We start from the raw sequence: 23,868 nt of genomic DNA on the forward strand, positions 1-23,868 counted from the left end.
TGGCCGGGGCACCTTCGCCTGGAGCGACATCATGAGCGTGAAGATTGACCCTGTTCATCCTTTGCTTGGCGCCCGCATCGGCGGCGTCGACCTGGCCGACGTGGACGACGCGACGCTGGCACGGATCGAGGCCGCTATCGTCGAGCACAAGGTGGTGTTTTTCGAAGACCAGCACTGGAGCGCCGAACAGCAGAAACATTTCGCCGAGCGCCTGGGCGACCTGCACGTACACCCGGTATTCAACGCCGACCCGGAAGTTCGCGAGCTGGTGGTGTTCGCCTACGACGCCAAGCGCAAGGGCGCCAACGATACCTGGCACGCCGACGTGACGTTCGCCGAGCGGCCGCTGAAGTACGGCATCCTCTATGCCGAGGAAATTCCGCCGTTGGGCGGCGATACGCTTTGGGTCGATACCGAGGCGGCCTATCGCGCCTTGTCCGAACCGCTCAAGGTCGTGTTCGACGCCCTCAGTGCCATGCACAGTTTCGAGAATGCCAGCAATGTCGATGACGACGAGGACAGCCGTGCGCGCCTCCAGCGCTCGCGCGAGCTGATGCCGCCGCCCACGCGCCATCCGGTGATCCGCACGCATCCGGTTTCCGGGCGCAAGTCGATCTACGTCAACCGCGCCTTCACCTCGCATATCTGCGGGCTGTCGTCACTGGAATCCGAGCATCTGCTGGCGTTATTGCTGCAACACCTGCAGATTCCCGAGTTCCAGATGCGCTGGGGCTGGAAGCAGAACACCGTGGCCATCTGGGACAACCGCAGTACCCAACATCTGGCGGTTGCCGACTATTTCCCTGCGCGACGGCGTGTACGCCGTGCGGCCGTGCTCGAAGAGGCAAGACCGGTATGAAACGAACCCTGTCGAAGCTGCTGTTTGCCCTGCCGTTGCTGGCGAGCGCCACGTTCACCCAGGCTGCGGACATCACGCTGCGCATTGCCGCGCCCGATCTGAGCGCCGGTTCCAAGGTCAGCGGCGGTCCGGTGGTCGATGTGCTGCATTCGCGTCATCTGCTCGAAGACGCGCTCGCCGCCGAGGGTGTGAAGGTGCAATGGCGCTTCTTCAAGGGCGCCGGGCCGATCATCAACGAGGCGATGTCCAATGGCCAACTCGACGCGGCGTTCCTTGGCGACCTGGCGTCGATCATCGGCCGGGCCAATGGCGTGCACACGCGCCTGGTAATCGCCACCGGGCGCGGTATCAACGGTTACCTCGGGGTGATTCCAGGCTCGGGCATCCAGCGTATCGAAGACCTCAAGGGCAAGCGCATCGGCATCCTGCGCGGCACCGCCGACCACCTGGCGCTGATCGATGTGCTGGCCAGCGCTGGCCTGAGCGAGCGTGACGTCAAGGTCATCAACCTCGACTTCAACGCGGTCAACGGTGCCCTGGCAGCGAAGCAGATCGATGCCAGCTGGGCGCCGGCGCGTTTATTCGCGCTGAAGAACAAAGGCCTGATCGAGATTCCGCTGGGCAGCCAACAGCTGGAAGGCAAGGGTGCGGGGCAGGGCGGTCTGCTGGTGACCCAGGCCTTCATCGACGCCCACCCGCAAGCGACCGTGCGCCTGGCTGGCGCAGTGGCCCAGGCCCTGGACTGGTTGTCGCAAGAAGAAAACCGCCAGGCGCAGATCGAGCTGAGCGCCGAGCAGTCGGCCTACCCGGTCGACGTGCTGACCGAGAGCCTGCGTGGCGGCGACCTGCGTTTCATCTATTCGCCGCTGCTAGACCCGTATTACGTCGGCATCCTGCGCAAGGACGTGAAACAGGCCCAGGACGCCCGGCTGATCCGCGCGCCCATCGATGTGGACCAGTGGATCGCCCCGGACATCCTGCAACAGGCTCTGGACCAGACTGGTTTGAGCAACGCCTGGCAAGCCAGCGACCGTTACCGTTGGAGCGTGCAATGAGCCAGCCACAACCGATCTACGTCGCCGACCCGCGCCGTTACGATGGGCGTGAATATCGCCGCGCCGGTCATAGCGGCCTGGTGCTGCCGCCATTATCCCTGGGCCTCTGGCATAACTTCGGCGATGACACGCCGCTCTCGCGCCAGCGGGCGATCCTGCATACGGCCTTCGACAATGGCATCACCCACTTCGACCTGGCCAACAACTACGGCGTGCCCTATGGCAGTGCCGAGCGCAACCTTGGCCAACTGCTGCGCCAGGACTTCGGCGCCCATCGCGATGAATTGATCATCTCGACCAAGGCGGGATGGGATATGTGGCCAGGGCCTTACGGTCAGGGTGGCAGCTCGCGCAAGTACCTGCTCGCCAGCCTCGACCAGAGCCTGCTCAGGCTTGGCTTGGACTACGTCGATATTTTCTATTCGCACCGCTTCGACCCCGATACGCCATTGGAAGAAACCGCCGACGCCCTGGCCAGCGTGGTGCGCCAGGGCAAGGCGTTGTACGTCGGCATCTCGTCCTACTCCGCCGAGCAGGCCGCGCGCATCGCCGAGTTGCTGGCGCAACGCCAGGTGCCGCTGACCTTGCAGCAGCCGATATACAACCTGCTCAACCGTGACATTGAAAACAACGGCGTGTTGGAACAAGCCCATGGGCGAGGCGCCGGGGTGGTGACCTATTCGCCGTTGGCTCAGGGGCTGTTGTCAGGCAAATACAGCGCCGGTGTGCCCGAGGACTCGCGCATCGGACGTGGCAGCCGTTACCTGGCAGAAGGCAGCCTGAGTGCGGAGCTGCATGCGCGCATCGGCAGATTCGCTACGGTCGCTGCCAGCCGTGGGCAGTCGTTATCGCAGTTGGCGCTGTCCTGGCTGCTGCGCGATGCCCGCATCACCTCGGTGCTGGTCGGCGTGAGCCGGGCGGAGCAGTTGCAGGAGAATCTGCAGGCGTTGCAGCGACTGGATTTTTCCGAGGCAGAGCTGGAGGCGTTGCGTGGGGTTTGATGACGCGGAGCATGGGAACGATCAATCCATCAAATGATGAGCGAAGGTCGTCCCGGAATACTCCGCGCGCAGCAAGCCTTCCTCGACCAGCCTTAGCACCACGCCTTCCAGAAACAGGTCGATGGACTCCACCGCGCCACCCGGCGCGGCGATGAAGCCGTCGATGGCGCCGGCATCCGCCCAATGAGCGATTTGCTGCACGGCATCCTCGACCGTACCGATCACCTGCCAGTGCGCCGCCGAAACCACTTCCGGCCGTAGCAGCAACTGCCCGACTGTCAGCGACTCACGCTCCAGCAGGCGCCTGAGCATGTTGGTGTGCGTGCGGCTGCCGGTGTGCGGCAACTCCGGTGGCGGCGGCAGATCGGCCTGGGTGATCGGGCGGTCTTGCGGCCACTCGCTGAGGTCGAGGCCGATCATTTCCTTGATCGACGCGAATTTGCGTGGACGGTCCAGGCGGACATGGGTGTCCATGAACATCTCGCGCGCCTGTTCGCGGGTGTCGGCGAGGAACAGGCTGAAGCCCGGCAGCAGGCGAATGTCCTCGGGCTTGCGGCCATGACGTTGGGCGCGGGCGTGCAGGTCGCGGCGCAGCTCAAGGGCTGCTTCGATATCTGGCGCCGGCGCGAAGACCAGGTCGGCGACCGAGGCGGCGAAGTCGCGGCCGGACTCCGAGGCTCCGGCCTGGATCAGCGGAATCCGGGTGCCGGGGTAGGCTGGCACGCTCAACGGTCCTTTGACCTTGAGGTAATCGCCGACATGGTCCACCGGCTTGATCAGGCGAGTGTCGGCGTAGCGCCCTTTGGCGCGGTCGATCTTCAGCGCCTCATGGGGGAAGCTGGCCCACAGCTCATGCACCAGGTGGGTGAACTCGGCGGCGCGGGCGTAGCGTTCTTCGGCGCTGGGCATCCGCTCGTGGCCGAAATTCTCGTGGCCTTGCAGGGCGGTGACGATGTTCCAGCCGATCCGCCCGTTGCTGATCCAGTTCAGCGACTGCAACTGGCGCGCGACGACGTAAGGTGGATAGAACGTCGTGGAAATGGTCGAGACCAGGCCGATGTGAGAGGTCTCGCGGGCCACGGCGGCGAGCAGGATGTTCGGGTCGAGGCTGGCGAAACCGGAGCCGGTCTCGAGCATCTCGGCGGCCAGGTAGCTGACGTCCGGGCGAAACACGAAATCGAGGTGGGCGGCTTCTGCACGCCTGGCCAGGTCGACGGCGAAGTCGGCGGTGAAGATGCCTTCGATATTGCTGTTGGCGCGGCGCCAGGCGTCGCCGCTGAGCCAGGTGGGGGCCAGTGACAGGCCGATATGGAGTCGCTTGCGCTGGGGCATGCCGGTTAGGGTCTCCTGGTTATTTTAGTGATGGTCGGTCAGCGGCCGTTTTGAGGCAGGGGCGGACACTTGTCCGATGATCGGTTTATATCCTCGTCATTCCCGCGCAGGCGGGAATCCAGAAGCGCCTTTGTATCTGGGCTCCCGCCTTCGCGGGAGTGACGGCTAAACACACCGGGTAATGACGTCCGCTCCTGCCTCAATTTGATCATTCCCACGCAGTGCGTGGGAACGATCAGTGAAGCTAGAACGAACCCTTGACGCCCACGCCGAACATCCGTGGCGACGTCATGCTGGCTTCGTCGAACGTGGTACCGCTGGCTGTCCGGGACGCCTGGAAATAAGTCGGCGAGCGGTCGTCGAACAGGTTCTTCACGTAGCCGTACACCTCTACCTGTTTGCTGAAGCGATAGCTGGTGCGCAAGTCGGTGAGGGTATAGGAATCCACGGCATAGGACTTGGTATTGGCCACGTCGGAATAGTAGCCATCGGTGTAACGCACCTGCATCGACAGGTTCCAGCGGTCGGTGACATCCCAGCTCGGGCCGAAGCTCAGGTTGTAGCCGGGCGACTTGGCGAAATCATTGCCTTGGTAGGCGTTGTTGGAGGCGATCTTGTCGATGCGCGTGCGCAGGGTGCCGGCGCTGGCCTTGAGCCTGAGGTTATCGAGAAGCTGGTAGTCGGCGCTCAGCTCGATACCGTAGGCGTGGGCTTTTTCCGCGTTGATGGTGTAGGTGTTGGTCACGCCCGAGGTGAGCACCACGGGGATGCTGTACTGAGCATCCTTGTGCTTCATGTAGAACAGGTTGCCGCTGAGTTGCAGGCGATTGTCGAGCAGGCTGGCACGGCTGAACAGCTCGTAGTTCCACACCGTTTCCTTGTCGAAGTACTGCCAGGAGCGTGCGCTGGTATTGAGCGAAACACCGCCCGGGTTATAGCCCTTGCTGATCATGCCGCCAACCGTCCAGTCGGGGGTCACGGCGAAGGCCAGGGACACTTTCGGCAGAATCTCGGAGAAGGTCTCCTGGTAGTCGACCGGGGTACTGGCATAGGCCGAGGTGCCCTGGCGGTCGACCTTGTCCTGCTGGTACCGCAGGCCGGTGCCCAGGGTCCAGCGGTCAGTCAGGCGATAGTTGGTTTCGCCGAACAGGCCGAAATTCTCCTTAGTGTCATCGAATGACGAGTTACCGACAGTCATCCAGAGGATTTCGTCGGAGCTGGTCTTGGCCACATACACGCCGCCCATGCCGCTGAACGTGCTCTGGGCGTCGCCGAAGCTCAGGCGGGTCTCGTTGGAGGCGTTGTCCTGCTGGATATCGGCATTGCCGCCTGCGGTACCGCCGATGTAGCGCTTCACATGAGACTCGGAGTACTGGGTCTGGTTGAACAGCTTGAGTTCATCGCTGAGCGCGTAGCTGATATCCAGCACGGCGCTGTCGGCGTTCTGCTTCCACGACGGCATGGTCCCGCCGATGTGCTCCAGGTCACTGTATGACGCGCTTGCCGACTCCTGGCTGGGGCGGTTGTACTCGGCGTGGGACAGGGTGAGCTTGGTTTCCAGGCCTTCGATGTCGCTGGGCAGCCAGAGCAGCTTGCCGCGCAGGTTCAGGGCGCGGAACTGGTCGTCGGACTTGCCTTTGCTGAAGGTCGGGCTGGTGTAGTCGATGAAGGTGTCGCGCGAGGAGTAGTCGACGGTGAAACGCCCGGCCAAGTCCTCGCCCACCAGCGGGCCGGAGGCGGCAACGGAGTAGCGCCGCGAATTGTAGTTGCCGATTTCCGCCTGGTAGGCGCCTTCGGGGGTGAAGGTCGGGTCCTTGGTCTTGACGATGATCGCCCCGGCGATGGCGTTGGCGCCCTGGGAGGTGGTCTGCGGGCCACGGAATATCTCGATGTTGTCCAGGTCCCAGACCGAGGTCGCGCCGTAGTAGACCTCGTGGTAGTTCAGGTAGTGACCGTCGAGGTTGATCGTCGCCCGGGGCACGGTGCCGCCCCAGAACACCGTGGCGCCGTTGTGCGGGCCCTGGGTGTCCTGGCCACGGATGATCGGTGCGCTGATCGAGTTGGTGTAGAGGACGTTGGGGACGTCGGTGATCACTTCCTGGACCGAGGCGTTGCCGGTCTTTTCCTTGTCGATGTCCTTGCCGCTCTTGACCGAGACGGCGGCGGCCGTGTCCTTCAGGTCGCGCTCGATCTTTTCCCCGGTGACCATGATGGGTTCGAAGGTGAGGACTTCCTTGGTATTCGACGTACTTTCGTCGGCCATCACGGCGGTTGCGCCAAGCAGCGTCGACAGGCTCAGGACGCTGAAGCCACGGGTGAATGTGAACTGCGAGTAATACTTCAAGATTCGCTCCAAATGAGAATGATCATCGTTGGCATAAGAAGGTTACAGGTGGCGGCAAAATTCCTCAATAAGGAATTCATTCTGCATTGTGGTAATTCGTGTTTGCATTTCGATACGCTGGAAAGTCGTTATCATGGGCGCCGCGCTGCAACAGACGGCGCAGCACGCTCGAACAATGAACAGTCACGCGACAGTGGTGAGGAGAACCCGTTGAGGAAAAACCGCCCGGAAGAGGACGCCATGGACACGGCAGCGGAGAAGCGCTCGGGGACCATTCAGTCGGTCGCCATCGCCACGCGTTTTCTGCAGGTATTGGCCAATGCGGAAAGCGAACTCGCCCTTGGCGAAGTGGCGCGACGCACCGAGACCGGTGCCTCCAGTGCCCATCGCTACCTGCAGAGCCTGGTCAAGGAGGGGCTGGCCAAGCAGGACCCGGCCAGCGGGCTCTATGACCTCGGTCCGGCGGCGCTGAACATCGGCATCGCGGCACTGAAGCGGGTCGATGCGGTGGAAGTCGCCGCCCAGTACATGAAGCAGTTGGCCTTGCAGAATGCCGCCAGCGGCGGGGTGGCGATCTGGACCGACCGCGGGCCGACCCTGGTGCGCTGGTACCGCAGCGCCTACTTCTCGATCAACCCGTTGGCCCTTGGCGATATCCTGCCGATCGACAACACCTCGTGTGGCTTGGTGTTCCAGGCTTTTTTGCCCAAGTCGCGGATCGACGCGGCGCGCAAGTCGCAGCCCGCGCATTTTCGTGGCACGCCGCCGAGCAAGGCGGTACTCGACGAGGTGCGGCGCAGCCGCTGGAGCGAGATGACCAGCCACCTGCTGTCCAACGTCACCGGCCAGGCCGCGCCGGTGTTCGACGCCCAGGGCGAGATCGTCTGTGTGGTGACCACGGTGACTGACCTCGGCCAGTTGAAGTCGCCGGAAGAGCGCAAGGCGCTGTTCCATGCGGCGGCGCTGGTCAATCAGTCGACCGGCGGCGTTGGCTGGACACAAACCTAGGGTCTGTTGCCGTTTCGTCGCGACCGCGCCGGAGCCAGTTTTTACACGAGGCGAGGCGCGAGATGCGAAGTTTAGTGGGCTAAATGAGCCATCGAGTAACGCTGCATCGTGTAAAAACTGGCCCGGCCCTACGGGTTGTGCGAGAAATAACCCCCGCTGTCGTTGCAGGACTTGGTAAGGGAACGACCATTGCCTGCGTCCTGCGCCTAACCGGGGGCTATTTCTCGCGACAACGCGGCTTGCGCCGAAACGGCAACAGACCCTAGTCGGCTGTCGGCCTTTTCGAGCAAAACGGGCTTCGCGTTCGAGCAAGAGCGCTGGCGGCTGGATGCAAGAGCGGCGCGGCATGCTTGTCGTCCAGACTCAAGCCTCCAGCGTCTTCTTCGTCTTGCCTCCCTTGGGCACGATCAACGGTGTGCCGGTGACCGGGTCGGCGATGACCAGCGCGCCGATGCCGAATACTTCTTCGACCAACTGTTCGGTGAAGATCGCCTGGGGCATGCCCTGGCCGACGATGGCGCCGTCCTTCATCGCGATGATGTGCGAGGCGTAGCGGCAGGCCTGGTTGAGGTCGTGCAGTACGGCGACGATGGTGCGGCCTTGCGCGTTCAGGTCGGCGAGGAGGTCGAGCAATTCATACTGATGGGCGATGTCGAGGAAGGTGGTCGGTTCGTCGAGCAACAGGATCGGCGTTTCCTGGGCTAGCACCATGGCGATCCACACCCGCTGGCGCTGGCCTCCGGACAGTTCGTCGAGCATGCGCTCGGCCAGTTCTTCGACCTGCGCCGCACGCATCGCTTCGGCCACCGCACGTTCGTCCTCGCGCGACCACTGGCGCAGGAACGATTGATGCGGATAACGACCACGGGCGACCAGGTCAGCCACGCTGATGCCGTCCGGGGCGATGGCGCTTTGCGGCAAAAGGCCGAGGCGTCGCGCCACCTCCCGCGCCGGTAACTGGCCAATCGGCACGCCATCGAGCACGACCTGGCCGGAAGCGGGCGCCAGCAAGCGTGACAGCGCCCGTAGCAGGGTGGACTTGCCACAGGCGTTGGGGCCGACGATGACGGTGAACGAGCCGTCGCCGATGGTGACGCAAAGGTCCCGGGAAATGGTGCGTGCGTCGTAGCGCAGCGTCACCGCATCGGCGTGTAGGCGATGCGTCATGCGGATATCCTGATGTTCGAATTGAGAATCAATATTGAAGTTGCAGAATTAATTCCGCAATATGGAAAACCTTTTCCTGCTTGCCCGACCCGAACCCTGACGATGAAAAGACGCTCCCTGATCTCCACGGCAATCGCTGCGCTGTGCGTGCTGGCCATGCCATTCTGCGCATCCGCCGCCAAGCCCGAGCGCATCGTATCCACCTCACCGAGCCTGACCGGCATTCTCCTGGCCATGGACGCGCCGCTGGTGGCCAGCGCCGCGACCACGCCGAGCAAGCTGTCCGATGCCAAGGGCTTCTTTACTCAATGGGCACAGGTCGCCGACCAGCGTGGCGTGCAGGTGCTGTATGGCAACCTGAAGTTCGACATCGAGGCGGTGATCGCCCAGGACCCGGACCTGCTGGTGATCTCGGCCACCGGCGCCGACAGCGTCATCGCCCACCGCGACGAACTCGAGGCCCAGGGCATCAAGACCCTGGTGGTGGATTATTCCAAGCACAGCTGGCAAGAGCTGGCGCGCCAGCTGGGCGAGGCGACCGGCTTGCAGGCCCAGGCCGAGTCCGCCATCGAACGTTTCGACCGTTACGCGGCGCAGGCCGCGTCGAGTATCAAGCCGCCGCAGACAGCGGTGACCATCGTCGGCTACAACATCGCGGGCAGTTATTCGGTGAGTCGCCTGCAAGGTCCGCAAGCGCGCTTGCTGGGTGCCCTTGGCTTCAAGGTGGTCGGCTTGCCGGAGGCGCTGGAGCCGCAGGTCAAGCGCTCCTCGGAAGTGGCGTTCATCTCCCATGAAAACCTATCGGCGGCAATCACCGGCGACAGCGTGTTCCTGCTCGGCGGCAGCGATGGCGATGTGCAGGCGTTCCTCGCTGATCCTCTGCTGGCCAACTTGCCGGCAGTAATCAACGCGCGCGTCTACCCGCTTGGCATCACCTCGTTCCGCATCGATTACTACTCCGGACGGCAGATGATCGATAGCGTGGCCCGGCATTTGCGCTGATACATGAACGCACGCAAACGCTGGTCGGGGCTGCTCGGCGGCTTGGTACTGCTGATGGCGATGCTGGTGCTCAGCCTGATGGTCGGTTCGCGCGCCATCGCACCGGTGGCGGTGTGGCAGGCGTTGGTCAGCTACGACCGTCACGACGATCTGCACCTGGTCATCCGCGAGCTGCGCGTGCCGCGTACCCTTGTGGCGGTACTCGCAGGGCTTGCGCTTGGCCTGGCTGGCGCGGTCATGCAGGCGGTCACGCGCAACCCGCTGGCCGAGCCGGGCCTGCTGGGGATCAACGCCGGTGCGGCGCTGGCGGTGATCATCGGTGCGGTATTGCTGGCCCCGGTGACGGTGATCGACTATGTGTGGTTCGCCTTCATTGGCGCCGGGCTGGCTGGCGCCGCTGTATTCGTGCTCGGTCAGGCCCATGAGACCGGCACCAATCCGGTTCGCCTGGTGCTGGCCGGCGCGGGACTGTCGGTGGTGCTGGCATCGATCACCGGCATCCTCATCCTCAATGCGCCCACGGACGTACTCGACCAATTTCGCAACTGGGCGGCCGGGTCCATCGAGCGCAGCGGCTTCGAGGCGGCCGGTGTGCTGGCGGTCGCCGTCGTGCTGGGCGGTATCGTGGTGCTGTCGATCGTCGGCCAGCTCAATGCCCTGGCCCTGGGCAACGACCTCGGCCGCGCGCTCGGCGCCAACGTGCGCATGACCTGGTTCCTGGCCTGCGTGGCGGTGATGCTGCTGGCTGGCGCAGCCACTGCCGGCGCGGGCCCCATCGCTTTCGTCGGCCTGGTCGCGCCGCACGTGGCGCGCATGCTGGTCGGTCCGGATTACCGATGGGGTCTACCGTACGCAGCACTGTTCGCGGCGGTGCTGCTGCTTGGTGCCGACATCCTCGGGCGACTGCTCGCCAGCCCGGCAGAAGTCGCCGCCGGAGTCATCGCCCTGTTGCTCGGCGGGCCGTTCTTCATTCTCGTGGTACGGCGCTTTCGCTTGCGAGCCTTATGAATACGACAAAGGTGATACGCCTGAGGGGTGGCTCCGTACTCTTTCGGCCGCGTGTTCTATTGGTGTGCCTGATCCTGGCGACGGTTGCGCTGCTGCTGGGCGTGCTGTTGCTCGGCACCGGCACCTTGCCCTTCACCCCCGGCGAGGTGGCGAGCAGCCTGCTGGGCAGCGGCGACAATCCGACGGCGCAGCGCATCATCCAGCGCGTACGCGTGCCACGGGTGCTAACCGCAATGCTGGTTGGCGCCGCCCTGGGCATGGCCGGTTCGATCTTCCAGTCGATCTCGCGCAACGCCCTCGGCTCGCCGGACATCATTGGCTTCACCACCGGAGCGGCGAGTGGCGCCATCGTACAGATCATCCTCTGCGATGCCGGCCCTTTGGCGACGTCCATGGCGGCGTTGGCGGCGGGTGTTTGCACGGCAGTGCTGGTCTACTTGCTGGCGCTCAAGGGCAGCGCCAGCGGCGGATATCGGCTGGTACTGGTCGGTATTGGCGTTGGCGCGATGCTGTCCGGGCTCAACACCGTACTGTTGGTGATGGGCGATCTCGACCAGGCCATGAGCGCGCAACTGTGGTTGGCTGGTTCACTGAATACCCGCACCTGGTCCCATGTGCTTCCGGCTGCGCTTGGTTTGCTACTGATCGTACCGCTGGCGATCCATCATGCCCGGCGCATGGATATTCTGGAGATGGGCGACGACACGGCCAGTCAGCTCGGTGTCGACGTCGAGTCATCGCGGCTGTTGATGGTGATGACTGCGGTCGGCATGACGGCCATCGCCACGGCTGCCGCCGGGCCAATCGCGTTCATCGCCCTGGCCGCGCCGCAACTGGCTCGGCGGTTGACGGCCGCGTCAGGTGTGCCGCTGGCCTCTGCTGCGCTGATGGGCGCTGTCCTGCTGCTGGGCGCGGACCTGGCCAGCCAGCGTTTTCCGTGGCAGCTCAACCTGCCAATCGGTTTGGCCACCGGCATTCTTGGTGGTGTCTATCTGCTCTGGTTGCTGGGGCGCAATCGGCGGATTTGACGAAAAACGAAGAGCGCCGGAAGGCTTGACGAAGTAGCTTTTTCGTCCAGCTTTCAGCCTTCCGGCGCTTTTATCGAATGACAATTAGATCCGGAAGCTATCCACCAATTGCTTCAGCCGCACGGCCTGGCGCTCCAGGTCGCCGCAGGCGCGCAGGGTGGCATGGAGGTTTTCCACGCCTTCCTGGTTGAGGGTGTTGATTTCGATGATGTCCATGTTCAGGGCTTCGATCACCGATGTCTGTTCCTCGGTGGCGGTGGCCACCGACTGGTTCATGCCGTCGATCTCGCCGATACGCGTGGTGACACTGTCCAGGCGCTCGCCGGCCTGGTTGGCGACGACCACGCTTTCTTCGCTGTAGCGTTGGCTCTCGGTCATGGTGGTGACCGACTCGCGGGAGCCGACCTGCAGTTCCTCGATCATCTTCTCGATTTCCTGGGCCGATTCCTGGGTGCGATGCGCCAGGTTGCGTACCTCGTCGGCGACCACGGCGAAGCCGCGTCCCGCTTCGCCGGCGCGGGCGGCCTCGATGGCTGCGTTGAGGGCGAGCAGGTTGGTCTGCTGGGAAATGCTCTTGATCACTTCGAGGATCTGGCCGATGTCGACCGTTTTATTGGCGAGCATCTCGATCTTGGTGCAGGCGTCGCTGACCCTGCCCGACAGCTCGCTCATCGACTGGATCGCCTGCTGCACCACCTTGCCGCCATCTTCGGCCTGATGCCGGGCGTCGGAAGCCTGGGCCGAGGCATCGGCGGCGTTGCGGGCGATTTCCTGGGCGGCGGCCCCCAGTTCGTTGATCGCAGCGGCCACGCTGTTGGTACGGCTGGCCTGCTCGTCGGAGTTGCTCATCGACGAGTTGGAGGCGTTGACCACCAGTTGCGCCACTTCATGGACCTGGGTGGTGGCCGAGGACACTTCGCGGATCGAGGCATGGATACGTTCGACGAAGCGGTTGAACGAGTTGGCCAGGGTGCCGAATTCGTCGTTGCTGTGTACGGTCAGGCGCTTGGTCAGGTCGCCTTCGCCCTGGGCGATGTCTTCCATGGCCTTGCCCATGGCGGTCAGCGGTTGCATCAGCACGCGGATCAACACACTGAGCAGGGCGATGATCAGCGCCACGGCAATCAGCGTGGCGATGGCGGCGGACCAGCGGAAGTCGGCGAGGTCGGCGTAGGCCAGGTCTTTGTCGATGGACAGGCCGACGTACCACTCGGCATCCGGCAAGCCCTTGACCGGGGCGAAGGTCAGCAGGCGCTGGCGGCCATCCTGCTCGATCTCCTTGAGTGTGCCGTCGAGCTCAATGCTGGTGTTCGGGTAGAGATCGTGCAGGTTCTTCATCACCCGCTCGGCCTTCGGGTGGACCAGGATGGTGCCGTCCTTGTTGACCAGGAAGGCATAGCCAAGGTCGCCCAGGTGTACCGAGTTGATGATTTTCACCAGGGTATCCAGGCTGACATCGCCGCCAGCGACGCCAAACAGCTTGCCATCGCTGCCGCGTACCGGTGCGCTGGACGAAATCACCAGGGAGTTGCTGATCTGGTCGAGGTACGGCGCGGTGAGAATGGTGCGGTTGGCGCGGGTGGTGTCCTGATACCAGGGGCGCTTGCGCGGATCATAGTCCGGTGCCATCTGCGCCGGTGGACTGGCAAGGAAGCGTCCGTCACTCTCCTGGCCGATGTAGGTGGAGAGGAATGCGTCCTTGTACACCGGACGTGAAATAACCGCCTGCAGGTTGCCCTGGGCGATGGCCAGCTCGAGGTTCTGCGCCATGCTTTCGACCAGCAGGATGCGCCCTGACAGCCAGCTTTCGATGTTACCAGCCGCCGCGTTGCTGGCCTGGCTCAGGTTGGCCTGCAGGTCTTGCTGGATACTGGCGCTTTGGCGGCTGTCGTTGTACAGGCTGAAGAGGGCGAAGGCGACAGCGACCACCAGGGTCGCAGCCAGCAGGATTTTGTAACTGAACGGCAGGTTTTTCATCATGGTCTCTTTCAAGCGAAGGCGTCTGGGCCGCACTTCAGGGCGGTCTTGCAGTGTTATGTCGGCAGGGATGGTCGTGAGCTTTAATGTCGATCAGTCGGCATTTTGCCTCAATAGTATGGGCGGCAAGCATCAGGTCAGCACTAAGTGATCGATTGCGGAGAAAGAGACGAAGAATAGCGGGCGCGAGAATGCAGTCTGTGGTGTGGCGCGTCACTCTTCTCCGATCACCGGCGCAACAAAACACCCGGCGCGGAGGGGCGCCGCGCCGGGGTGGGGAACAGGCTCAGACCGCTATGGCCTGGCCAACCTGAACCGTGCTGCGCGAGGGGCTGGCCACTGGTGGGATCAGGAATGCCAGCAGTGCGTCGCGGGTCTGCATCCAGGCTGTGCGGTTCTCCATGTCGAGGAAATGGCCCGCCTGCGGAATCACCCGGAAGTCGCAGCGCTGCACGTGGCGTGCGAACAAGCGCGCGTCGTCCGGGGTGGTGTAGGCATCCTGCTCACCGTTGACGAACAGCAGCGGGATGTCGATTTCCTCGGCATAACTGGTGCAGGAGCGGCCTTCCATGTTCAGTACCGTCTGCACGTGGTGACTCATCTGGAAGTATTCGTAATCTTCGAGAGTACCCAGGTGGCGGTCGTTGTAGCGCTTGAGCAGCGATGGCAGGTGCGAGCCTATGGTGTTGTTGAGGACCGACCCGATGTTGTCGCGATCACAGGTGCTCAGGACTTCCACCGCCCGCTGCAGATAGGCCTGCATCGGTTCGTTGGTGATCGGTGAGAAGGAGGCGATGATGGCCTTGGTCACCCCGCGCGGCTTGCGGGCGAGCGCTTGCAGGGTAGCGATGCCGCCCCAGGAAAAGGACATGACCTGATCACAGGCGAAGTGCTCGATCAGCGCGTTCAGGATGTCGGCTTCTTCGTCGCGGCTCATCAGGCGCGAATGATCGTTGTGCTCGCGCGATTGCCCGGCGTAGGGCAGGTCGAACAGCACCACGTTCATGTGGCGCAGCAAGTAGCGGACGGTTTGCGAAAACGAGGTCGTCGTCGACAGAGAACCATTGACCAGAATGATGGTGTGCTCGGCGCTTTCAGCGCGGTAAAACTCCGTGTAAACGCGGTATTGCCCCTGGATATCCAGCACAGCGATTTCTGGTTTCATAGCAAAGCCCCTGGCTTTCGGTGAAACGGACGCACAGCCACTTTCCTCGCGACTGCACGAGACTCAGGTCAGTAGGCATAAACCCGGAAGAAAATAAGTGCCTGTGTCGGCTAATGCTGGCTGCCGACTCTTGTCGTTGTCTGGCGGTGTTTTCGGATCGCGGACTCGCAAGCACCAGGCTGGGCGTGGGTTGCGGACAGGGTGCCCAGTCTGGGGGCAGACACCGTCGATCGAAAAAAGGTTCTTAGAATAATGTCGAGGCCTTCGAGTCACATCCTGGCCTGGAAATCATTCAAGCAGGGTACTGTTACCGTCGCAAGTCATCTACGCGACTTCGCCCAACCGTCCGTCAGACCGCCGTATTCAGACTTGGGCGATCTCTTCCACGTGCAGTGGACGATAGTCGCCGCTGGCAAGGTCAGGGTCGAGTTGCAAGGGGCCCATGCGCTCACGATGCAGGCCGGTGACCTTGTTGCGAAAATGGCCGAACATGCGCTTGACTTGGTGGTAACGGCCCTCGTGCAGGGTCAGCAGGGCCTCGTGACTGTCGAGAATCTGCAGTTCGGCTGGCAGGGTCGTGAGGTCTTCGTAGGCGAAGTACATGCCCTGGGCGAAGGTTTCCACGTATTCGGGCAGGATCGGTTGCTCGGTACGCACGCGATAGACCTTGCCCAGCCGGCTGCGAGGTTCGGTCAGGCGCCGCGACCACAAACCATCGTTGGTCAGGATCAGCAAGCCGGTGGTGGTCAGGTCCAGGCGTCCGGCGATATGCAGGTCCGGGCGGTCGGCCTGTTCCAGCAGGTCGAGTACCGTTCGGTGTTCGGGATGTTCGGTCGCACTGACCACGCCGGTTGGCTTGTTGAGCATGAAATAGCGCGCGGTCCTGCCCGGCTGAACGACGGCATCATCCACTTCTACACGGCTGAAATCGCGAACCGCGAACGTGCCGTCACGAACTGCCAGGCCGTCGACCCGCACCCGGCCTTCGGCGATCAGCCGGCGTGCGGCGCTCCGATTGAGTTGGGGCAGGTTGCCGAGAAGACGATCAAGGCGCATGGCTACTCGCCGTTCCGCTCGCTGGCTTTGGCGCAGCGTGGGCATAGGCAACTGCGGTCAAGGTCTTCAGGCAATAAGGCTTGCAACGACTGCGAGGCGACCGTGGTGTGAAAGCACCAGCAGTCATCCACTGGCTCGTCCTGGTCAGACTGGGCGCACGTGTTGAGGGCGCCGCAGAGCGGGCAGTGGCGAGTGTCGGTCATTGCGTATGGTCTTCGCATACCCGGTTGCGTCCGGACTGCTTGGCCCGGTACAGCGCGCGGTCGGCACGGCCGATCAGGCGGTCGAGATTGTCGCTGGGGCGCAGTTCGCTCAGGCCGATGCTGGTCGTGATGCTCAACTGCGTGCCGTTGAAGGCGAAGCGGGCCTTTTCGACGCTCTGGCGAATCTTCTCGGCCAAGTGGCGGGCTTCCTGGGCGTCGTTGCCCTTGAGCAGTAGGATGAACTCCTCGCCACCCCAGCGGCAGATGATGTCGGACTGGCGCAAGTCTCTCTGCAGGGCCTGGGCGAAGCCGCGCAGGACTTCGTCGCCGGCGAGGTGCCCATGAGTATCGTTGAGTACCTTGAAATGATCGAGGTCGATCAGCAGGGCACTGAGTGGCAACTGGTCGCGCTTGGCTTCGTTCAGGGCTTGGGTGGCGAGCATGTTGAAGCCGCGGCGGTTGGGCAGCTCGGTCAGGGTATCGGTGGTGGCCAGAGCCTCGATGTGCTGGTGATAGCGGCGCATCGACAGGTAGACCAGGACCAGGACTAGGAAACTGACCACCAGGCAGGTGATCAGGTTGAGGTAGAGCGTCTGCCGCGCTTCGGCGAGGGCACTTTCCTCATGCTTGTCGACGAACAGGTACCAGTTCAGCTCGGGTATGAAGCGCACATTGAGAAAATGCCCGCGTCCCTGCTCACGATAGGTGAACCGCCCGCCATGGTTGTGCGACAGGCTTTCCTGAATCGATTTCAGGCCCTGGATTTCCTTGAGTGCCAGGCCCGCATGGGCACCCTGCGGGCCACCCTTGGAGCCGGTCAGCACCACGTTGCCGTTGGTATCGACGAAGTAGACATTTCTTTCGTAGCGCTGCTGGTAGTCGTCGATCAACTTGATCACGGAGTCTACGGTCAGGCCCACGCCGGTCGCGCCGATGAAGCGATGCTCGTAATCGAACACCTTGTAGTTGATGAAGAAGGTCAGGCGGTCCTGGTTGGCCATGTCGACATCGACGTTGATCTCGTAGGGTTCCTGCATGTCGCGCACGCGAAAGTACCAGGTGTCGCGTGGCGACTGTTGATCCACGTGCTTGAGGATGCCCTTGGCCTGGTAATAGACGTGGGTCTGCTCGGAGATGAAGAAGCTGGTGAAGGCTGCGTAATGTTCCTGTATCTCGCGCAGGTAACGGGTCATCTGGCCGACATCCTGTTCGCCACTCATCACCCAGTCGCGCACGAAGGTATCGCGCGACATCATCGAGGAGATGATGGTGGGGCGGATCAGGTCCTTCTGGATTTCCGAATAGATGGTGTCGGAGGTCAGCGGTAGCTCGGTATCGACGATGTTCTGTCGGATGTTGTCGCGGGCGACGTGGTAGCTGATCAGGCTGGTGGCGAGAAAACCGCCGAGCTGCAGGGTCAGTAGAATCAACAACAGGCAAATCTGCGCTTTGCGGGTGGTGCGTAACGGCATGGTCGGGCCCTTCGAAGAGGACGCCATGCTAGCGCGCCAGCAGGGCGTCGTCATCGGCCCTTCCGCTAATCCGGGCAGAAAGGTGATGCCTGCACGGGGGCTGGGGGAAGAACCGCCTGTGTGAGATTCACCACATCTGTGCCTGCATCGCGCTGGGCAGCGCGCATCCGGTCTGGATACCGCCCTGCAGATAGGGCTGGAGAATGGGGGCCATGCCCTTGAACACCTGCACCGGCAGAGCGGAGGTGAATCGGAAGTTCTCAGCCGCTTCGCCGGGGACGAATGCGGTGAGGGTGCCGTAGTGATTGGGGCCGAGATAGAACACGAAGGTGGCGGTACGGTTGATCGCTCGTGAGCTGATCACGTGGCCGCCACGGGTGACGCTCTGGAAGCGATTGTCGCCGGTACCGGTCTTGCCGCCGATGGCCAGTGGCGTACCGTCAGGCAGTGCGAAGGTGGCGCGCAGGCGGCGTGCGGTACCGCTCTCGACCACTTCACCGAGGGCCTTGCGCATGGCCGCGGCGACCTCCGCTGGCATCACTCGCTGGCCGTTATGCACGTTCTGTCGCACATGGGTCTCATAGGGCGTGTTCGCCGCGAAGTGCAGCTCGTCGAGGCGTACCACCGCTTCGCGAACACCATCGTTCTGGATGATCCCGATCAGCTCGGCGAGGGCGGCGGGACGATCGCCGGAGCTGCCGATCGCGGTGGCCAGCGATGGTACGAGATGGTCGAAGGGGTAGCCAAGACGTTGCCAGCGCTGGTGGATATCGAGGAAGGCCTCCACTTCCAGCATGCTGCGGATACGGCTGTCGCGGGCACTCTTGTGGCGGGTCTTGAACAGCCAGCCATAGACCTCCTGGCGCTGATCGGTGCTGGCGGTGACGGCGTCCTTGAACGTCGCGTCGGGATTGTTGATCAGGTAGCCGAGCAGCCATAGCTCCAGCGGATGCACGCGGGCGATGTAGCCCTGGTCGGGCAGGCTCCAGGCGCCGGGGCCGTAATCGCGATAGAGCTTGTCCAGGCGCTTGTCGTCGAGTTTTTCCTGAGGCAGCCGCGCCTTGAGGAAGCTGGCGAAGTCGGCCTCGCTGGCGTTCGGCAGCAGGTAGCGATGCACGGCCGCCAGGCGGGTCGAGGTATGGCGCAGGCCGTCGAGAAAGGTGTCCAGGCGTTCATTGGCTGATTTGCTCTGGTATTTGCGCCAGAAGCGCAGCAGGAAGGTGGTGCCCTCGCGGTCGGCGAAGCGCTTGAGGTAGTCGGCGCGCAGTGGGTGGCGGTCGTCCTTGAGCAGTTCGGCGCTGTTGCTCTCGCCGTGATAAGTGCTGTAGCGCACCAGGTCGCGCATCAGGCGAATGAAGGGCAGGTTGATCGACTCGCGCAGGGCTTCGTGCAGGGTCGGGATGCGACCGTTGTCCTCGCGGCGGAAGTTGCCGAAGTGATGCAGGCCGCCGCCGGTGAAGAAACGCTCGTCCGGACTGGCCGAGTAACGCCGCTCCAGCGCCGCGTCGAGCATCGGCGAGAGACCGCGGTCGTTGACGCCCAGCAGGTAGTCCCTTGCCCAACGGCTGAGCGGGTCCTGGTCGGCGATCTCGACCTTGCGCAGTTCGCTGGCGCTCAGTGGCGCATATTTGTCGTGCAGCTCGGCAATGATCTGCAGGTAGGTAGTGAGAACCCTCAGCTTGGCCGTGGAGCCCAGCTCCAGTTTGCTGCCTTCATTGATATCGAAGGGCTGGTCGGTATTGTCGGTCTGCACCCGAACCCGCGCACCCTCTGCCGTGCGCTCGAAGAGGGTAAAGCTGTAGCGCACGTCGCGGGTTTTCTGCGGTGACAACAGGCGTTCGCCAAACAGGCCGATCTGCTCGGCGAAGTCGGGCTTGGCCAGGTTCGCCAGGTACTGGCTGACCTGCTCCTGTAGTTGCGCGTTGATCGTGCTGCTGGCTTCCAGGTCGAGCCGGTCGAGGTCGTACAGCGGCTGGCCGAGCATCGCCGAGAGGCGGTTACGTGCGGCATTGATCGCCTTGTTGCTGGGGATCGGCTGCACGCTCGGGGTGGGCGCCAACGGCACGCGTTGCGCCAGTGCCGCATCGCGCAGCGGCGGATCGATTACGCCGCCATTGGCGAGCAGGCGCAGGTGGCTGTCGGTGAGTTTCTCCAGTTCCTCATGGCCTTGGCCCAGGTAATAGGAGGGTCGCCGCTGGGCAATCATCAGTGAAAGCGACTGGCGCAACGCCAGGGCTCGTTCGGCCAGGGGCGAGCGGTCATCGTTGAGCAACCGGTTGACCTGGGCGAAGTCGGCGCCGTACCAGACCCGCAGGCCATCGGCCAGGCCGTGGACTTCGCCATGGCCGGGGGCTGCGGAGAGCGGCACGCTGTTGAGGTAGTCGCGCACGATGTCCTGGCGGGCTTCGAGGGTCTGCGGACCTTTCTGGTAGGCGCGGATGCTGGCGGAAATCATCTGCCGCAGCTTTTCCATGGGCTCCAGGGTCAGGCCATTGGGGGAGTGGCGGTATTTTTCCAATTGCGTGGCCAGGGTGCTGCCGCCGGCGGATTGATCCTGGATGGCGACGCGCTTGCCGACCTGGGATATCGCCGCCTTGAGGAAGCGCGGCCAATCCACGGCCGGGTTGGCCAGAGGCTGGTCGGTGTCGAGTAGATGGCGGTCCTCGATGAACAGCAGGCTGCTGACCATCAGCGGCGGAATATCAGCGAAATGCCGGTAGAGCTGCTGCGGGTAGGTGAAGCGGTAAAGTGGCTCGCCGCGGCAGTCGGTGATATCCAGGCCGCTCTGCAATTTCTCCGGGTAGGGGGGGAAATAGCCACGGTGGGTGTAATTGAGCAGGGCAGGGGAGAACTGTACCTGCTGGGTTACCCGGTAGTCGCGTTGGGTCAGGCGTTCGAGCATCTGCGGCAGGTTGGCGTAGCCCAGGCGTTTGTCGAATGGCCCGGCGGAGGGAAAGTCGATGGCATGGCTGGGGCCATCGCCAAGCGCATAGTCCAGGGTCGAGGCGTAGCGGCTGAACTCCCGGGATTGCAAGTTGGACGTGTTGATTTCATGCGAGCCAAGCAGGGCCAGCACGGCGAACAAGGCCAATAGGCTCAGCCAGACTACGATCTTCACGCGCCGGTGCTTTTTCGGCTTTGGCACGTTGGGACCTTTCGCCGGATGCGCAGTCTGCGGTGCCTCTGAATGCCATAAAACGCCCATGGTCGTGGCCCTGGCTGCGCATGGAACATGCTCATGAGCTTCAGTCTAGACGCTGAAAAGCGAGGCGCAGCCAGCAATCGGTGGTCACCGGACGCAAAAACTGAATGCCCGTTCCTGCCCTGTCATGGCCGATCGAGTATTTGCATCAATACGCTAGAATTGCCGCTCTTCGTTGTCTTTGGGGAACGATCATGGGGCTCGATGATGCACTGATCTTCACTCGCGTGGTGGAGCTGCATAGCTTTACCGAGGCGGCCAACAGCATGGGCATGCAGAAGTCCACGGTCAGCCGGCGCATCGTGCAACTGGAGCAGCGCCTCGGCGTACGGCTGCTCAACCGCACCACCCGCAAGTTGCGCCTGACCGAAGTGGGGCAAGCCTATTACGAGCGCTGCCGGCAGATCATGCTCGACTTCGCCGAGGCCGAGCAGGCGGTCATGCAGTTGCAGCAGGAGCCCGCCGGCCTGCTGCGCATCACCTCGCCGATCGAGTTCGGCCAATTGATCCTGGGCGGCATTCTCGGTGATTTCATGCGCCAGTATCCGCAGATCCAGGCCGAGGTCGAGCTGACCTCGCGGCATGTCGATCCGCTGGAGGAGGGCGTCGACATCGCCATTCAGATCGGCCAGCCGCGCGACTCCACGCTGATCGCCCGCAAACTGTTCGAAAACCGCCGGCACCTGTGCGCCAGCCCACAGTACCTGACGCAGCATGGCACGCCGCGGACCATCGCCGAACTGGCCGGGCACCGGGCAATCCTGTTGCCCATGGATTCGCACCGGCACTGGCCGCTGCCCGGTGAGCCGGTGTCCTGCATTGCCGTGCTGTCCTGTAACAATGTCACCTTTGCCCGGGCGGCGGCCATGGCTGGAGTGGGCATCGCTGCCTTGCCAGTGATGATCACCGAGAAGCAGATCGGTGATGGCGACCTGATCGAGCTGATTCCCGATACCCCGTTGCCAGCCGGTGAACTGTATGCGGTCTACCCGTCGCGGCGCTTTCAGGCGATGAAGGTCAAGACCTTCCTCGATTTCCTCATCGCCCACTTGCCGACGTAACTGGAGCCTGCGGGCATGGCCCTGCTAACATCGCGCCCCTTAATCGTCAAAGCCTGTCGCTCGAGAGCCGCCATGACCAAAGTCCGCACCCGCATTGCGCCGTCACCTACCGGTGATCCGCACGTCGGTACCGCCTACATCGCCCTGTTCAACCTGTGTTTCGCTCGCCAGCACGGCGGCGAATTTATCCTGCGCATCGAGGATACCGATCAACTGCGTTCGACCCGCGAGTCGGAACAGCAGATTTTCGACGCCCTGCGCTGGCTGGGTATTGAATGGAACGAAGGCCCGGATGTCGGTGGTCCACACGGCCCATACCGGCAGAGCGAACGTGGCGCGATCTACCAGAAGTACTCGGACGAGCTGGTCGCCAAGGGGCATGCCTTCCCCTGCTTCTGCAGCGCCGAGCGTCTGGACCAGGTGCGTGCCGAGCAGGCCGCGCGCAAGGAAACCCAGCGCTACGATGGCCATTGCATGCACATCTCCCCGGATGCTGCCCGGCAACGCATTGCCGCGGGCGAGCCCCATGTGGTGCGCATGAAGGTGCCGAGCGAGGGCGTCTGCGTGGTGCCGGACATGCTGCGTGGCGATGTCGAGATCCCGTGGGATCGCATGGACATGCAGGTGCTGATGAAGGCCGACGGCCTGCCTACTTACTTCCTGGCCAACGTGGTCGACGACCACCTGATGGAAATCAGCCATGTCCTGCGCGGCGAAGAGTGGCTGCCATCGGCGCCCAAGCTCATCAAGCTCTACGAATATTTCGGTTGGGAACAGCCCAAGCTGTGCTACATGCCCCTGCTGCGCAATCCGGACAAGAGCAAGCTGTCCAAGCGCAAGAACCCGACCTGCATCACCTTCTACGAGCGCATGGGCTACATGCCCGAGGCGCTGCTCAACTACCTGGGGCGCATGGGCTGGTCGATGCCGGACGAGCGCGAGAAGTTCTCCCTGGCCGAGATGATCGAGCACTTCGACCTGTCGCGTGTTTCCCTGGGCGGGCCGATCTTCGATATCGAGAAGCTCTCCTGGCTCAACGGCCAGTGGTTGCGCGAGCTGTCGGTCGAGGCGTTCTCCGAGCGTGTCAAGGCGTGGGCATTCAACCCTGGCTATCTGGCGAAGATCGCGCCGCACGTGCAGCAGCGTGTGGAGACCTTCAGCGATATCGCACCGTTGGCCGGGTTCTTTTTCAGCGGCGGCGTGCAACTCGACGCCAAGTTGCTGGAGCACAAGAAGCTGTCGCCCGACCAGGTGCGCCAGGCACTGCAACTGGTGCTGTGGGAACTGGAAGCGCTGCGCCAGTGGGAAAAGGACAGGATCACCGCCTGCATCCAGTTCGTCTGCGAGGGCCTGGGCCTGAAGCTGCGTGATCTGATGCCGCTGATGTTCCCGGCGATTACCGGCAAGTCCAGCTCGGTATCGGTGCTCGACGCCATGGAAATCCTCGGCGCCGACCTCTCGCGTTTCCGTCTGCGCCAGGCCATCGAATTGATTGGTGGCGTGAGCAATGGCGAAACGAAAGAGTGGAAGAAGCTGCTGGAAACATTCCGTTAGGTTCGCTGGCTGTTCAATCCGGGTAGCCTGTCGTTGAGTGCCTGGGCGCTTTTCCCTGATTTTTAGCTCCTCGCCTATAAGTGTTTGTTCTGGCGAAAAAAAATTTAGGGGGGTAGTGAAAAATAGTGTTGACAGCCCAGGGCTCGAATCCTAATATGCGCCCCGTCGTTGAGACGGGGCTATAGCTCAGCTGGGAGAGCGCTTGCATGGCATGCAAGAGGTCGACGGTTCGATCCCGTCTAGCTCCACCAAATTGCCGCCGAATGATTTCCAGCTCGTTCGGTTGATTGAAGGTTTTGTCCCCTTCGTCTAGTGGCCTAGGACACCGCCCTTTCACGGCGGTAACAGGGGTTCGAGTCCCCTAGGGGACGCCA

18 protein-coding genes and 2 tRNA genes are annotated in these 23,868 nt (G+C 62.9%); 11 read left to right on the plus strand and 9 right to left on the minus strand.

The window, feature by feature from the left end; genetic code table 11:
* The first annotated feature begins 31 nt into the window (after window positions 1-31).
* The 3 genes from ACSZPK_RS25290 to mgrA are packed head-to-tail and all read left to right on the plus strand — an operon-like array spanning window position 32 to window position 2,915.
* Window positions 32-859, plus strand: coding sequence for a TauD/TfdA family dioxygenase (locus ACSZPK_RS25290; protein ID WP_437884382.1), 828 nt, complete (start codon window positions 32-34; stop codon window positions 857-859).
* Window positions 856-1,914, plus strand: coding sequence for an ABC transporter substrate-binding protein (locus ACSZPK_RS25295; protein ID WP_437884383.1), 1,059 nt, complete (start codon window positions 856-858; stop codon window positions 1,912-1,914). The genes ACSZPK_RS25290 and ACSZPK_RS25295 overlap by 4 nt, the downstream gene beginning before the upstream one ends.
* On the plus strand, window positions 1,911-2,915 hold the full coding sequence (gene mgrA / locus ACSZPK_RS25300) for an L-glyceraldehyde 3-phosphate reductase (RefSeq protein WP_437884384.1): 1,005 nt from the start codon (window positions 1,911-1,913) through the stop codon (window positions 2,913-2,915). Before ACSZPK_RS25295 ends, mgrA begins: the two co-directional genes overlap by 4 nt.
* A gap of 21 nt (window positions 2,916-2,936) precedes the next feature.
* Here mgrA and ACSZPK_RS25305 read toward each other — a convergent pair whose 3' ends face one another.
* Together ACSZPK_RS25305 and ACSZPK_RS25310 are read right to left on the minus strand one after the other, a co-directional pair.
* A complete protein-coding gene (locus tag ACSZPK_RS25305) occupies window positions 2,937-4,247 on the minus strand; it encodes an NtaA/DmoA family FMN-dependent monooxygenase (RefSeq protein WP_437884385.1) in 1,311 nt (436 codons plus the stop codon).
* Window positions 4,248-4,491: 244 nt separating this feature from the next.
* Window positions 4,492-6,591 (minus strand): TonB-dependent receptor, encoded by a 2,100-nt coding sequence (locus ACSZPK_RS25310; protein WP_437884386.1) that lies wholly within the window; start codon window positions 6,589-6,591, stop codon window positions 4,492-4,494.
* A 240-nt stretch (window positions 6,592-6,831) separates the two neighbouring features.
* Between ACSZPK_RS25310 and ACSZPK_RS25315 the strand changes: the two genes are divergently transcribed.
* The gene (locus ACSZPK_RS25315) at window positions 6,832-7,599 is read left to right on the plus strand and encodes an IclR family transcriptional regulator (RefSeq protein ID WP_437884387.1); all 768 of its coding nucleotides are present in this window, start codon (window positions 6,832-6,834) and stop codon (window positions 7,597-7,599) included.
* 363 nt (window positions 7,600-7,962) lie between these two features.
* On the opposite strand, the gene ACSZPK_RS25320 is transcribed toward ACSZPK_RS25315, so the two are convergent.
* Window positions 7,963-8,766 carry an ABC transporter ATP-binding protein gene (locus ACSZPK_RS25320; RefSeq protein WP_437884388.1) on the minus strand — a complete coding sequence of 268 codons (804 nt, stop codon included), beginning with the start codon at window positions 8,764-8,766 and terminating at the stop codon, window positions 7,963-7,965.
* 96 nt (window positions 8,767-8,862) lie between these two features.
* Between ACSZPK_RS25320 and fepB the strand changes: the two genes are divergently transcribed.
* The 3 genes from fepB to ACSZPK_RS25335 are packed head-to-tail and all read left to right on the plus strand — an operon-like array spanning window position 8,863 to window position 11,804.
* Window positions 8,863-9,768 carry a Fe2+-enterobactin ABC transporter substrate-binding protein gene (fepB, locus tag ACSZPK_RS25325; RefSeq protein WP_437884402.1) on the plus strand — a complete coding sequence of 302 codons (906 nt, stop codon included), beginning with the start codon at window positions 8,863-8,865 and terminating at the stop codon, window positions 9,766-9,768.
* A 3-nt stretch (window positions 9,769-9,771) separates the two neighbouring features.
* Window positions 9,772-10,776: a FecCD family ABC transporter permease gene (locus ACSZPK_RS25330; RefSeq protein ID WP_437884389.1), complete on the plus strand. Its 1,005-nt coding sequence runs from the start codon at window positions 9,772-9,774 to the stop codon at window positions 10,774-10,776.
* Window positions 10,773-11,804, plus strand: a complete 1,032-nt coding sequence (locus ACSZPK_RS25335) for a FecCD family ABC transporter permease (RefSeq protein WP_437884390.1) — start codon at window positions 10,773-10,775, stop codon at window positions 11,802-11,804. Before ACSZPK_RS25330 ends, ACSZPK_RS25335 begins: the two co-directional genes overlap by 4 nt.
* 84 nt (window positions 11,805-11,888) lie before the next feature.
* On the opposite strand, the gene ACSZPK_RS25340 is transcribed toward ACSZPK_RS25335, so the two are convergent.
* From ACSZPK_RS25340 to ACSZPK_RS25365, 6 genes are all read right to left on the minus strand, one after another.
* Window positions 11,889-13,784, minus strand: coding sequence for a methyl-accepting chemotaxis protein (locus ACSZPK_RS25340; RefSeq protein WP_437884391.1), 1,896 nt, complete (start codon window positions 13,782-13,784; stop codon window positions 11,889-11,891).
* A 283-nt stretch (window positions 13,785-14,067) separates the two neighbouring features.
* Window positions 14,068-14,946, minus strand: coding sequence for an alpha/beta fold hydrolase (locus ACSZPK_RS25345; RefSeq protein WP_437884392.1), 879 nt, complete (start codon window positions 14,944-14,946; stop codon window positions 14,068-14,070).
* A gap of 363 nt (window positions 14,947-15,309) precedes the next feature.
* Entirely contained in the window at window positions 15,310-16,002 is a 693-nt protein-coding gene (locus ACSZPK_RS25350) for a 16S rRNA pseudouridine(516) synthase (protein ID WP_437884393.1), read from the minus strand.
* A gap of 2 nt (window positions 16,003-16,004) precedes the next feature.
* A complete protein-coding gene (locus tag ACSZPK_RS25355) occupies window positions 16,005-16,223 on the minus strand; it encodes a cysteine-rich CWC family protein (RefSeq protein WP_437884394.1) in 219 nt (72 codons plus the stop codon).
* Entirely contained in the window at window positions 16,202-17,677 is a 1,476-nt protein-coding gene (locus ACSZPK_RS25360; RefSeq protein WP_437884403.1) for a sensor domain-containing diguanylate cyclase, read from the minus strand. Before ACSZPK_RS25360 ends, ACSZPK_RS25355 begins: the two co-directional genes overlap by 22 nt.
* A gap of 127 nt (window positions 17,678-17,804) precedes the next feature.
* Window positions 17,805-20,882, minus strand: coding sequence for a transglycosylase domain-containing protein (locus tag ACSZPK_RS25365; protein WP_437884395.1), 3,078 nt, complete (start codon window positions 20,880-20,882; stop codon window positions 17,805-17,807).
* A gap of 191 nt (window positions 20,883-21,073) precedes the next feature.
* On the opposite strand from ACSZPK_RS25365, the gene ACSZPK_RS25370 reads away from it, so the two are divergent.
* The 4 genes from ACSZPK_RS25370 to ACSZPK_RS25385 all read left to right on the plus strand — a co-directional run bounded on the left by ACSZPK_RS25370 (window position 21,074) and on the right by ACSZPK_RS25385 (window position 23,868).
* The gene (locus ACSZPK_RS25370) at window positions 21,074-21,940 is read left to right on the plus strand and encodes a LysR family transcriptional regulator (RefSeq protein WP_437884396.1); all 867 of its coding nucleotides are present in this window, start codon (window positions 21,074-21,076) and stop codon (window positions 21,938-21,940) included.
* 72 nt (window positions 21,941-22,012) lie between these two features.
* Window positions 22,013-23,494, plus strand: a complete 1,482-nt coding sequence (gene gltX / locus ACSZPK_RS25375; RefSeq protein WP_437884397.1) for a glutamate--tRNA ligase — start codon at window positions 22,013-22,015, stop codon at window positions 23,492-23,494.
* 175 nt (window positions 23,495-23,669) lie between these two features.
* Window positions 23,670-23,745 (plus strand) — tRNA-Ala (locus ACSZPK_RS25380).
* A 47-nt stretch (window positions 23,746-23,792) separates the two neighbouring features.
* Window positions 23,793-23,868, plus strand: a tRNA-Glu gene (locus tag ACSZPK_RS25385).

This window comes from Pseudomonas sp. LRF_L74, from assembly GCF_965644255.1.
In the GTDB taxonomy this organism is placed as follows: domain Bacteria; phylum Pseudomonadota; class Gammaproteobacteria; order Pseudomonadales; family Pseudomonadaceae; genus Aquipseudomonas.